Here is an 11,977-nt window from a genome sequence, read left to right as displayed (position 1 = left end):
CACGGGCAGCTGAGTCTGGGCTCGCAGACAAGGCAGGAAACCCGCCCGCTGCAGTTCAACTGGGCTCAGACTGCCAGGCGCTTGCGGCCCTTGGCGCGGCGGGCATTGATGACGGCTCGACCACCGGCAGTGCGCATGCGCACCAAGAAGCCGTGGGTGCGCTTGCGGCGGGTTTTGGACGGTTGGTAGGTACGTTTCATGATGTGCTCAATGGGTGGCGCAACAAGCCGGGATCAAAAACTGCAACAGGGGTCACGTGGCAAATGCTGCCGGCTGCCGAGCAGCGGCGTGGCCATGGCGTGAAACCAACCATCGCGGCCTTTGCATGCCCGTGCCAGAGCTGTGCTCTTCGGCTCGTTCAGGCGAAAAGCATGCCATTTCAACAAATTAAGCCGTGTGTGTCAATGCGCCAACGCCATTTCGGTTGTTTTGGGCAACTCCGGGGCTGGCCAAACGCGCGCGCAATGATCTTCGCGGTCTGTGGATAACTCCCCCATTTCGACTAAAATGGAGAGCCATAATTCCTTCCTCCTATTCCGTTCGGGATGAGTCCACCAGCAATGGGCCCCTGTGGGGCTTTTTGAGGGATTTCTTCTCGGGAGGCAGGCGCAGTGCCCGATGCCTTGGTGTTCGGGCACTGGCGACGCACAACATGAAATCGACTCCACATGTCTCTCGAAAAGATCTGGCACGCTTGTTGCAGCCAGCTTGCCAGTGAAATTCCCGTCCAGCAATTTACCGCATGGATCAAGCCGCTCGCTCCCCCCAACTGGAGCGACGATCATTCCACAGCCACGCTCTCGGTGCCCAACCGGTTCAAAATGGATTGGCTGCGTTCCCAATACAGCAGCCGAATCGCCCAAGCGCTTGCCACGGCCGCCGGGCGGCCCATCCAGCTCGAATTCGCGATTCACAAACCAGCGAACAAGCCCTCCGCTGCCGTCGCGCACATGGACACGGGCGCGATGCCAAACGGGCACGCCCAACCACTGGCCGGCGAACACGCTGCGGACCGGGTTGCCACACCACAACCCGACGCCCATGCCGCAGCCGCGCGGCTGGAGACGGAAGCCCTTGAACGCTCCCGGCTGAACCCGGGGCTTACCTTCGAAAGCCTCGTTCCGGGTAAAGCCAACCAACTGGCGCGCGCTGCCGCACTCCAGGTTTCGGAAAATCCCGGCAAGTCGTACAACCCGCTTTTTCTATACGGTGGCGTGGGCCTGGGCAAGACCCATCTGGTCCAGGCCGTCGGCAATGCCCTGCTCGCGGCACGCCCTGGGGCGCGCATTCGTTATCTCCAGGCCGAGCAGTTTGTCAGTGAAGTGGTCAAGGCCTACCAGCGCAAGACCTTTGACGAGTTCAAGCGCTACTACCACGCGCTTGACTTGCTCCTGATCGACGACGTGCAATTTTTCGCAGGCAAGGAAAAAACCCAGGAAGAGTTCTTCTATACCTTCGAAGCTCTGACCGCCAAGCGCTCGCAGATCATCCTGACCAGCGACACCTATCCGAAGGAACTTCAAGAGATCGATGCGCGGCTGACCTCCCGTTTCGACTCCGGTCTGACCGTCGCACTCGAGCCGCCGGAGCTCGAAATGCGCGTTGCCATCCTGCTGCGCAAAGCTGAGGCCGAAATGGTCAGCCTCGGCGAGGATGTGGCGTTTTTCGTGGCCAAGAACGTGCGATCGAACGTGCGCGAACTCGAAGGCGCCCTGCGCAAGATCCTTGCTTACGCACGTTTTTCAGGCGAGGACATCTCCATTGGCCTGGCGCGCGAGGCTCTGAAGGACCTTCTGTCCCTCCAAAACAGGCAGGTCTCGGTGGAGAACATCCAAAAGACTGTGGCGGATTTCTACAAGATCAAGGTTGCCGACATGTACTCCAAACGGCGCCCCGCGTCCATCGCGAGGCCGCGGCAAATCGCCATGTATCTGGCCAAGGAACTCACGCAAAAGAGTCTTCCGGAGATTGGCGAGCTGTTCGGGGGCCGTGATCACACCACGGTTCTGCATGCCGTGCGCAAAGTCGCGCAGGAGCGCACGCGCATGCAGGAACTCAACCAGCAGCTGCATGTGTTGGAGCAGACCCTCAAAGGATGAACAAAGCTGTGGACGGTGTGTGAACCAAAGTTGAACAAGCCCGCTTTTCTTGCCGCGCGTGCCAAGTTGTTCATCACGCCTCGCCTAAACTTGCGCGCTTGTCCCCAGCAAAAAAATGGCGCAAGCCATTGATTAAAAACAAGCAATCAAGTTGTTCTCCGATTTTTGGACCTCCTGTTACCAGTCTTATTCTGAAAAGGAAGAATCACAATGAACAGATTGACCGTATCGCGCGAAGCCTTGCTCAAGGGGCTCGGTGCTGTGGCTGGCATTGTGGAGCGACGCCAGACCTTGCCGATATTGGCCAACGTACTGATCCAGCCTGCAGGTCCTGATCTGGCCTTGACCACCAGCGATATGGAAATTCAGATGCACATGCGCACCGCTCTTGGCGAAGGGCATAGCGCTGGCGCGGACCTGCAGCCCACGACGGTCAATACACGCAAGCTCGTTGACATCCTGCGCGCAACAGCCTTCGACGAGGCAACGCTGGAGTGGGACGGCGGCAAGTTCACGGTGCGGTGCGGAAAGTCGCGTTTTTCGTTGCAAACCTTGCCGCCCGAGGATTTCCCGTTGGTCAAGGAAGCAGCGGACTATTCGGCCGAGCCGCTGGTGATCGGCCAGGGTCAGCTCAAACGCATGCTCGCGCTTGTGCATTTCGCCATGGCGCAACACGACATTCGCTACTACCTCAATGGTTTGCTACTCGTGGCCGACGGGAGTCAGCTCACGCTTGTCTCCACGGACGGGCATCGGCTGTCCATGGTCAGCGCACCGGTGGAAGGCCTTGCCGAGAAGCGTGAGGTGATTCTCCCGCGCAAGACCGTGATCGAACTCCTGCGCCTGTTGGGCGACGGCGACGAGCCGATCGAGATGCGATTTGCCTCCAACCAGGCACGGTTGGCGTTCGGCCATATGGAGCTGGTCAGCAAGCTGGTCGAGGGCAAGTTCCCGGACTACCAGCGCGTTGTGCCCAAGGGTCACAAAAATCATCTTGTCCTGTCGCGACAAGCTCTCCTGGCCGCGCTGCAGCGTGTGGCCATCCTGACGACCGATAAATTCAAAGGCGTGCGCATCAATCTTGACCCTGGCTCGCTGCGCATCTCCTCCACCAATGCCGAGCAGGAGGAAGCCCAGGAAGAGCTCGATGTGGACTACAGTGGCGACTCCATTGAAATCGGCTTCAACGTTGCCTACCTCATCGATGTGCTGTCGAACCTGCCTGGTGAAAGCGTGCGCCTTGACTTGCTCGACGGCAACAGTAGCGTGCTGATGACGCTACCCGATGTCGCCGCCTTCAAGTACGTCGTCATGCCCATGCGCATCTGATCGAGGCGGCATCAAGGTCGCCGGGCAAGCGACGTGCCGCCAGACCCTCCATTCCTGCCTTTTGTCCGGCTACACCCCACTGCAATCGCAGCCGGCCCAGTTGACGTTCTGATCGAGTTGTCCCATGAGTGAACCATCCAGCAATAGCTATAGCGAATCGTCGATCCAAATCCTTGAGGGCCTGGAAGCGGTGCGCAAGCGGCCTGGAATGTACATTGGTGACACGTCGGACGGGACAGGCTTGCACCACCTGGTCTTTGAGGTGGTCGATAATTCGATTGATGAAGCGCTGGCCGGTTATTGCGACGACATCGTCGTGACCATTCACAGCGACAATTCCATCAGCGTGGCCGATAACGGACGCGGCATCCCCATCGGCATCAAGTTCGATGACAAGCACGAGCCCAAGCGAAGCGCTGCCGAGATCGCACTGACCGAACTGCATGCCGGGGGCAAGTTCAACCAGAACAGCTACAAGGTATCTGGTGGCCTTCACGGCGTGGGCGTGAGCTGCGTCAACGCGCTCTCGCGCTGGCTGCGCCTGACCGTGCGGCGCGACGGGCAGGTGCATGTGCTGGAGTTTGCTCGAGGCGCGGTCCAAAATCGCATTAGCGAAGTGCAAGATGGCAGTGAAGTGTCACCCATGCGCGTGCTGGGCAAGACCGACAAGCGTGGCACGGAGGTTCATTTCCTTCCCGACACCGAGATATTCGAGAATGTGGATTTCCACTATGACGTCTTGGCCAAGCGCCTGCGCGAACTCTCATTTCTCAACAACGGAGTCAAGATCCGCTTGCTTGACGAACGCCAGGGCAAGGAAGACAACTTCGCCTACACAGGCGGCGTCAAAGGCTTCGTGGAATACATCAATCGCGGCAAGAACGTTCTGCATCCCAATGTTTTTTATGCCACTGGCGAGAAGATGACCGAGCAGGGCTCGCCCATCATCTCCGAGGTGGCCATGCAGTGGAACGACGGCTATGCCGAAAACGTGCTCTGTTACACGAACAACATACCGCAGCGCGATGGTGGCACGCACCTCACGGGTCTTCGTGCGGCGATGACCCGCGTCATCAACAAGTACATCGACGACAACGAGCTGGCCAAAAAGGCCAAGGTGGAAGTCACGGGCGACGATATGCGCGAGGGCCTGACCTGTGTGCTGTCGGTCAAAGTGCCGGATCCAAAATTTTCAAGCCAGACCAAGGACAAGCTCGTATCCAGTGAAGTGCGCGCACCGGTGGAGGACGTTGTCGCCAAGGCGCTGAATGACTACCTCCTGGAGAATCCGAACGACGCCAAGGTGATCTGCAGCAAGATCGTGGACTCGGCTCGGGCGCGTGAGGCGGCGCGCAAGGCACGCGAGCTCACGCGGCGCAAGGGAGTTCTCGATGGCATGGGATTGCCGGGAAAACTGGCCGACTGCCAGGAGAAGGATCCGGCGCTTTGCGAGATCTACATTGTTGAGGGCGACTCGGCCGGTGGCAGCGCCAAACAGGGACGCGATCGCAAGTTTCAAGCGATCCTGCCGCTGCGGGGCAAAATTCTCAATGTTGAGAAAGCGCGCTACGAAAAGCTCCTCACCAGCAACGAAATCCTGACGCTGATTACTGCGCTGGGCACCGGAATTGGCAAGGATGACTTCGACGTGGCCAAGCTGCGTTACCACCGCATCATCATCATGACCGACGCGGATGTGGATGGTGCCCACATCCGGACTTTGCTGCTGACCTTTCTTTACCGCCAGATGGCCGAACTGGTTGAGCGAGGCCACGTCTACATCGCCCAACCGCCTTTGTACAAGGTCAAGCATGGCAAGGATGAACAATATCTCAAGGATGCACACGAACTCGACGCCTACCTGCTGCAGGTGGCGTTGCGCGACGCGTCCGTTCTCACCAGCGCGTACCCCAACGCAGTCACGCTGACGGGAGAGTCGCTGCAGCAATACGCACGCCAGTACATGCTGGCCGAGGAAGTTATTGCCCGCCTTAGCGCTTTCATGGACGAGGAGGCATTGCGCGCAATCGCCGGCGGTGTGACCATTGCCCTTGACACGCCGGAACAGGCCGCTGCTTCAGCGCATGGCCTGCAGGCGGCATTGCTCGAGGCGCACGCAAATGGCGTTGTTCCCAGCGTGCACGCCGAGACGGATCCGCGCAGCGACAAACAGATCTTGCGCATTTCGCGGCACCACCATGGCAATGTGCGTTCAAGCGTGATCACCGCTGACTTCACTCACGGCGCCGACTATGCCGTGTTGGCCCAGACGGCGCAGACTTTTACGGGGCTTCTCGGCAAGGGAGCCGTTGTCAGCAAAGGCCAGGGTGATGCGGCGAAGCAGGCGAGCGTGAGCGACTTCCGCGAAGCCATGACGTGGCTGCTGCGCCTGGCCGAAGCCAGCGTGGCTCGCCAGCGTTATAAGGGTCTGGGGGAAATGAACCCAAGCCAGCTTTGGGAGACGACCATGGATCCGCAGGTTCGCCGAATGCTGCGCGTGCAGATTGATGACGCGATCGAGGCTGATCGCGTGTTCACGATGCTTATGGGTGATGATGTCGAACCGCGCCGCGACTTTATCGAAACCAACGCGCTGCGCGCCGCAAATCTTGACGTCTAGATTTGTCGAATCCCGAAATAGATGCAACTTTTCTCACTAATTGCACTGTCTGTTCGATAGGGGTTTTCAATGCGGGCGCTTCTCGCACTGCTTTAAATATTTTTCATAGACTGAAAAATCACGAAGGCTTTCAACGCTATAGAAAGCAACGGCAAGACGTAAGCCGTTGCCTTCGTCTGCGCAAGGATTTGGGTCCATCTGAAAACATCCGAATCACCCACACGAATTTGCTGTATATTAATACGGGCTATCCATTTAGCTCCACAAAGTGGAAAATGGTTGAATGATTAATGTCGATCCCGTTTCTGGTCGCGACTACCCGAAGACTTGGGTGCAATTTGAAGACTGGTTCGCGACCGAAGACGCGTGTGTTGCCTACCTCGAGAAATTGAGGTGGCCGGGCGGATTTTGCTGTCCTGCGTGTGGCGTGCTGGACTCACCGGCTCGCGCGAACCGGCGCAGATTGGTCTGCAGATCTTGTGCGCACCAGAGCAGTGTGACGGCGGGCACCATCTTTGACAAGACCCGCACGCCCCTGCGGGTTTGGTTCGCTGCGGCGTGGCACATCACGAGTCAAGAAAATGGCGTCAGCGCTCTTGGACTGCAGCGGGTTCTTGGCTTGAGCAGCTACCAGACGGCCTGGGCGATGTTGCACCGATTCCGGCGTGCGATGGTTCGTCCGGAACGCGACAAACTTGCCGGAACGGTAGAAGTTGACGAGGCCTATCTGCCCCTGAGCAGAGGCCCCCGGGTGAAGTCTGGCAAGGCGCGCTCCAAGGCGCACAAAACGTCCCATCTGGTCGCCATTGCGGTGGCCGTTGAAGTGCACGATCCCAAGGGCTTTGGCCGCATCCGGATTCACCGCGTGCAGGGTCCAACCATCGGCGCCTTGATCCCGTTCGTGCGCGAAAACGTCATGCCAGGCGCAACGATCCGCACTGACGGATCGGCGATCTACGGGCCACTTCAGGAAGGCGGATTCGCTCATGAACCGCTCGTCCAACTCGGCTCGAAGATCCCTGCGCACGTGTCCTTGCCGGGGGTCCATCGCGTCATTTCGTTGCTCAAACGCTGGTTGCTTGGCACCCATCAGGGAGCCGTCGATCCGCGACACGTGGACTACTACCTCGACGAATTTACGTTCCGCTTCAACCGACGCTCGTCAAGATCACGAGGAATGTTGTTCTACCGGTTGTTGCAGCAATCGGCCGCAACAACGCCGGCGACCTACGCCAACATACGGGACAACGTGCACTCGGAACCGGCCGCCAACCGGTTTGCTAGACCTGTGGAGCTAAATGGATAGCCCATATATTAATACAGCATCTGGTGATCGCCGTTAGAAATCCCGGATAAAGACATCTGTTTTTATAGGAAAAGTTTGTGCAGACACCTGCACAAACTCACTTCTCCAATTCACGACATCGCCACTGGTGATCCTCTCCAGTAGAATCGACCGAATGGGGGAAAAAACATCATCCGAAGGCGTAACGGCCCACTTTTCAGGGCATGAGACGTTCCCTCTGCGCCAAATGTGGCTCAAAAAAGTCTACGACCGCGCCGATTCGTTCGACTACATCCACAAAACCACCTTCACCAATGAAGACGCCATCGCCGAGTTCGGCGTCGGCAAGAACATGGTTGCATCGATCCGCCATTGGGCGCTCGCATGCAATGTCATCACCGAGGAGGGAGCCCCCGCAGGCTCTTACGTTATCACTGACCACGCCAAGGCCGTTTTGGCTGACCAAGGCTTCGACCCCTATGCGGAAAACCCCACGACGGCTTGGTATGCGCATTGGTGGCTAGCAGGGCGTGGGCACCGCGCCACCACATGGCGGTGGCTATTCAATTTCGTGACTTCGCCCACCTTTTCACGCGAGGACCTTGAAGCCCCCTTGGCCGAATACGCCCGCTCTCTCGACCCCAACCGAAAACTCTCGATGGCGACGATTTCGCGCGACATCGAGACTTGCATCCGAGGCTATCGCGCCACTATCAACGCTCCATAAAGATCGATATAGATTTGGGGCGGCAAGACGCCCTAGATGGCTACATATGCCATGGGACTGCCCAAGCAGTCTTGCAGAGCATGTCCAAGCAACTCTTGGAGAGCAACCAACGCGCATTCACATGGACCGGCCCCTTCGGCGGCGGCAAGTCGTCGCTCGCCGTGGCTTTCGCGAGTGCTCTGAGCGCCGACAAGAGCCTGCGGCGCAAAGCTCGGGAGACGCTTCAGCTCCAAGGCATGCCCACGTTCGATAGCGCCCTGCCCTACAAAAACGGCTGGCTGACCATCCCCATCGTCGGCAAGCGCGGCAGCGTCATTGCCGAATTGTCGAGAGGCCTCCGCAAAGCATTGGGCCTCAACCATGATGGCCGAAAAGTCTCCGGAGCCTCGCTGATCAATGAGATCTGCGAGTGCGCTGACAGCCGCAAGCACGACGGCGTCGTGATCATCATCGACGAGATGGGCAAGTTCCTGGAAGCCTCGGCCTTGGGCTCGGGGGACGATGTCTACTTCTTTCAAGAGCTGGCAGAAGCCGCCGCCCGGACCTCAGGACGCGTCGTCGTAATTGGCATCCTCCATCAGTCGTTTGGCCAATACGCAGCGCGCCTTGGCATCGACACGCGCGATGACTGGGCAAAGATCCAAGGCCGCTTCTCGGACATCCCGCTGGTCGCCGCGAGCGACGAAGTGGTCGAGCTAATCGGTCGGGCGATCGAATCCGAGAACACCCCGCCCTGGATGGCTCCAGCGTGCGTCGCCATTGCCAACTCGATCAAGGCTCGACGGCCCGCGGTAGGGGATGGATTCGCGAAGGCTTTGGAAGCTTGCTGGCGGAATCGGTTGCCGATAGGTCACTCTGTTGCGAGTGTCATGAAGCCGCGCCAACACGCTAATTTGCGAAGCTCCCAGTTGCAGGTCAGCCGCGACGCGCTGGATTGCGGTTGCCCGGTGGCCGCTGCTGTCGCCCGGACGTGCCTCGTAGTACTCCAAGACTGCCATAACAACCTCGAACATCCCTTCATAGCCCAGTGCGAACCGCGGTGCGTCAGGGAGACCCAACTGCGCAGCAGCCAACATCTGGTCTGCGTTACGGATGAACTGGGCTATTGAATCCGGGGAAGATACTGCGTCCTTCAGTGCGCCAGTTCGGACGAGGTTGTCGTATTCAACGGGTCTGGCCACGCAACGTCTCCATCAGTTCCAAACGAGGGCCATGCTTGATTTTCGAGAGAACCGCATCGTTGTCCGCAGCCCACTCTTCTTGGTTGTAGATGCTCACGTGAACTCGACGTCCGAGTAGCTGTTCCGCATGGTCAATCAAGGGAGATACGGCAAACAAATCGACATTGCCCACCAGCGCCACATCGATGTCACTTTCCGAGGTATCACTGCCAGTCGCAACCGAGCCAAAAATGAATGCCTCGGACAGCGACTTCGCGATAGGCTTGAGTGCCGCACACAGCGGCTCCGCCAACCCCACGGTCTTCAGCGCAATCTTGCGCAACTCTGGAAAGAGCAAGAAGTCCCGATTCGCCGACAAGCGGCGCTGGTTGCCCACGCGGCGCTCCAGCAAGACCCCAGATTTCACCCATCTGTCCAGCACGTGACTTCCCGAACTTCGGCTGCTACCCATCTGCTTGAGTAACTCAAGCGTTCCGAACTCCCTATCGGGATGTGTCAAGACGAGGCCGAGCAAGTGCTGCTCGGGTGGAGAAAAAAACGCGGCGAGTGGTTGCATAGCAGTGTTCCGTTTTTCGGTACGAATGTACCTTATTCAGGAACGTGTAGCAAGCCCAACAGCAACGCGAGCTCTCCGTTACCACCTATTGAAGCCTCACAACTAGCGGATGTGCACCTGTCGCACCGACGACGCCCACTCGCGTGTAGTCGCCTGGCTCAGGTGGAGTTCCCTGAGCTCTTCTGGTTCGGAAGGGGTCTCCAGGCACGCCAAAGCTTCGGCAACGCTTGGCCTTGAAGAGGTCCACCTGGAGGCCATCCACTGATTCCGGAAACCGGAAATCTGCGGAAGAGATTTTTGCCACAAAATCCCCTCTGAACCTTGCCGGCTCAGAGGGGAAGCCTCGAGTCCGAGGCCGCTAACGTCAACACTTTAAGTAAACGCCTTGCGCTTACCGCGCTGGGCTTTTTTACATCTGCTGGAATCGTCACTTACCGAAGCACATCGCAGGCGTCGCCCTAGCTACCATTGCGCGTCAAACAAAGACAAGCAAGGACGCACTTGGGGAGGCGAAGATGACCACGGCACTGCTGGACCGGCTCACGCATCACTGCCATATTTTGGAAACTGGCAACGATAGCTTCCGGTTCAAGAACAGCTCCGCACAGCAACCACCACAGACCACCAAGAAGGAGAAGACGCCCAAGAACTTATCCACAACGTGAGCATCAAGTTCACAAACAAGGAGGGGTCAGATCGCGATGGAAATGGTGGGTTAGGTTTGCATGGAAATCAACAAGGAGACCATCGGCACGACTGGGGCTACGGCTGCGGAACCTGTCCGGCCCGCCCGCCGTGATCCCCTCCCGGGTCGGCGGGATGGACGCCCGCTCGCCGGCAGAGCGACTCGGTGCAGCCGAGCGGGACGTGGGAATGCATCTACTGCGACACGCAGCAGATGCATTGAAAATGGCCAGCCCGCGCTACAGTTCCGGCGCGGCGGCGGGCTCGAAGGTCGCGAACCGCGCCAGGCGCAGATAGTCGTCGAGCATGGACGGGGTGATCAGCTCGACCAGCGTGCGGTTCTCCACCCAGAACTGAATCACATGGAACGCCGCCGGCTTCCCCGGAGGAGCGGCGCCGTAGAGCATGGCCTGCCAGCCTTCGCGGGCGGCGATGCACTCGATCGCCTCGCGCTCCAGCGCCACGGAGAGATTGACGTGCCAGCCGACATGCGCGGCGGGCTCCGCGGTGGAGGCGAAGGGGATGCGGCGCCCCTCGTCGCCGGGCCGCATCACCGTGGTTTCCGGATAGACCTCGATCAAGGTGCCGTGGGCATCGCCGGCCAGCGCCATGAAGGCACCGGGAAGCGGTCCGCGAAACGGATAGGCGCGGCCGCCCATCAATTCGGCCAGCACCGCGGCGACGCGCTTCGGCTCGCGCGCCGGAAGGGAGACGTGGTGAATCATCGGTTGGTCCTTTCGTCGGAGGGGGTAGGGGAAGAAGGGGCCTCCAGCGCTGCAGGGTCGCGCTTTAGCGCGTCGGCCAGCGCCCGCACCGCCCAGCGCGCGACCCGTTCGGATTCTTCGGGGGTGAAGCCGCAAGTCTCCTTCATCCAGCGCCAGAGGGTGGGGCTCCAGAAGGCGAAGATGGCGCGCGCGCCCAGGCGCAACGCGGTGTCCGATGTGCCCGGCATGTCGGCGCGCAGCCCCTCGAGCCAGACCTGGTGCCGCTGCGTCCGATCGTCGAGCCGCGCCCGGTCCCAGGAGGGCCGGTTCATCAGATTGCACAGCAGCCGCGCATGCTGCTCGTAGAGCGGGAAGCGCCGGCCGGGAACGTCCGGCAGCTCGGCCACGCCGGGGAGCGGCTGATCCAGGCCGACGCGCTCCTTCATCCAGTGAAAGAAGGCGGCGACAAGATCGTCCATGCTGGGGAAATAGGCGTAGACCGTCGGCGGCGATACGCCGGCGAGCTGGGCTACCTGACGCAGGGTCAGAGTTTCGATGTCGTGGCTTTCCAGATAGGTCTGCGCCGCCATGAAAATGCGCTCGCGGGAACGCGCCGCCTGCTCCTGGCGCAAGGGGCTGCGATAGGTCCGCCTAGGGCTTTGCGATCCGTTCATGAATTCACTTTACTACTTTAATATGAAATGTCAACGATAAATTGTATTTTCATCCGTTGCCGAGAAACCCCGCCGTTTAGGGCGGGGAGGAAAGGAGCGCCGATCAAAGATCGGTGCT

10 protein-coding genes and 1 pseudogene are annotated in these 11,977 nt (G+C 59.3%); 7 read left to right on the top strand and 4 right to left on the bottom strand.

From position 1 onward, the window contains the following. Positions 1–65 precede the first annotated feature (65 nt). Positions 66–200, bottom strand: a complete 135-nt coding sequence (gene rpmH, locus CD04_RS23420) for a 50S ribosomal protein L34 (protein WP_018912706.1) — start codon at positions 198–200, stop codon at positions 66–68. A gap of 468 nt (positions 201–668) precedes the next feature. Here rpmH and dnaA point away from each other — a divergent pair, with 468 nt between their 5' ends. From dnaA to CD04_RS22295, 6 genes are all read left to right on the top strand, one after another. Then, complete coding sequence (gene dnaA / locus CD04_RS0119320) at positions 669–2,099, top strand: chromosomal replication initiator protein DnaA (protein WP_031409765.1); 1,431 nt, start codon at positions 669–671, stop codon at positions 2,097–2,099. A 210-nt stretch (positions 2,100–2,309) separates the two neighbouring features. Next, complete coding sequence (dnaN, locus tag CD04_RS0119315; RefSeq protein WP_031409762.1) at positions 2,310–3,428, top strand: DNA polymerase III subunit beta; 1,119 nt, start codon at positions 2,310–2,312, stop codon at positions 3,426–3,428. Between the two features lie 124 nt (positions 3,429–3,552). Further along, on the top strand, positions 3,553–6,048 hold the full coding sequence (gene gyrB, locus CD04_RS0119310; RefSeq protein ID WP_031409760.1) for a DNA topoisomerase (ATP-hydrolyzing) subunit B: 2,496 nt from the start codon (positions 3,553–3,555) through the stop codon (positions 6,046–6,048). A gap of 283 nt (positions 6,049–6,331) precedes the next feature. Continuing rightward, the gene (locus CD04_RS0119305) at positions 6,332–7,354 is read left to right on the top strand and encodes an IS1595 family transposase (RefSeq protein WP_051849449.1); all 1,023 of its coding nucleotides are present in this window, start codon (positions 6,332–6,334) and stop codon (positions 7,352–7,354) included. Positions 7,355–7,481: 127 nt separating this feature from the next. Beyond that, positions 7,482–8,060, top strand: coding sequence for a DUF4007 family protein (locus CD04_RS0119300; RefSeq protein ID WP_231480699.1), 579 nt, complete (start codon positions 7,482–7,484; stop codon positions 8,058–8,060). Between the two features lie 80 nt (positions 8,061–8,140). Next, positions 8,141–9,169, top strand: coding sequence for a hypothetical protein (locus CD04_RS22295; protein WP_031409754.1), 1,029 nt, complete (start codon positions 8,141–8,143; stop codon positions 9,167–9,169). Positions 9,170–9,224: 55 nt separating this feature from the next. Here the strand turns inward: CD04_RS22295 and CD04_RS0119290 are convergent, their stop codons facing one another. Next, complete coding sequence (locus CD04_RS0119290; protein WP_197033172.1) at positions 9,225–9,617, bottom strand: nucleotidyltransferase domain-containing protein; 393 nt, start codon at positions 9,615–9,617, stop codon at positions 9,225–9,227. Between the two features lie 683 nt (positions 9,618–10,300). Between CD04_RS0119290 and CD04_RS23950 the strand changes: the two are divergent. Further along, positions 10,301–10,462, top strand: a pseudogene (locus CD04_RS23950) (ATP-binding protein); the annotation flags it as partial. A 258-nt stretch (positions 10,463–10,720) separates the two neighbouring features. Here CD04_RS23950 and CD04_RS0119280 read toward each other — a convergent pair. Next, a complete protein-coding gene (locus CD04_RS0119280) occupies positions 10,721–11,206 on the bottom strand; it encodes a hypothetical protein (RefSeq protein WP_038168580.1) in 486 nt (161 codons plus the stop codon). Further along, positions 11,203–11,859 (bottom strand): TetR/AcrR family transcriptional regulator, encoded by a 657-nt coding sequence (locus CD04_RS0119275; protein ID WP_081858093.1) that lies wholly within the window; start codon positions 11,857–11,859, stop codon positions 11,203–11,205. Before CD04_RS0119275 ends, CD04_RS0119280 begins: the two co-directional genes overlap by 4 nt. Positions 11,860–11,977 lie beyond the last annotated feature (118 nt).

Origin of the sequence: Thiomonas sp. FB-Cd (assembly GCF_000733775.1) — a bacterium.
GTDB lineage: Bacteria > Pseudomonadota > Gammaproteobacteria > Burkholderiales > Burkholderiaceae_C > Thiomonas_A.
The sequence above is the reverse complement of the archived record's forward strand: the minus strand, read 5'-3'. Positions and strand labels throughout refer to the sequence as shown.

Excerpts from the sequence above, each read along its gene's own strand:
- rpmH (WP_018912706.1), bottom strand. The coding sequence starts at position 200 with ATGAAACGTACCTACCAACCGTCCAAAACCCGCCGCAAGCGCACCCAC.
- dnaA (WP_031409765.1), top strand. The coding sequence starts at position 669 with ATGTCTCTCGAAAAGATCTGGCACGCTTGTTGCAGCCAGCTTGCCAGT.
- dnaN (WP_031409762.1), top strand. The coding sequence starts at position 2,310 with ATGAACAGATTGACCGTATCGCGCGAAGCCTTGCTCAAGGGGCTCGGT.
- gyrB (WP_031409760.1), top strand. The coding sequence starts at position 3,553 with ATGAGTGAACCATCCAGCAATAGCTATAGCGAATCGTCGATCCAAATC.
- CD04_RS0119305 (WP_051849449.1), top strand. The coding sequence starts at position 6,332 with ATGATTAATGTCGATCCCGTTTCTGGTCGCGACTACCCGAAGACTTGG.
- CD04_RS22295 (WP_031409754.1), top strand. The coding sequence starts at position 8,141 with ATGTCCAAGCAACTCTTGGAGAGCAACCAACGCGCATTCACATGGACC.
- CD04_RS0119280 (WP_038168580.1), bottom strand. The coding sequence starts at position 11,206 with ATGATTCACCACGTCTCCCTTCCGGCGCGCGAGCCGAAGCGCGTCGCC.
- CD04_RS0119275 (WP_081858093.1), bottom strand. The coding sequence starts at position 11,859 with ATGAACGGATCGCAAAGCCCTAGGCGGACCTATCGCAGCCCCTTGCGC.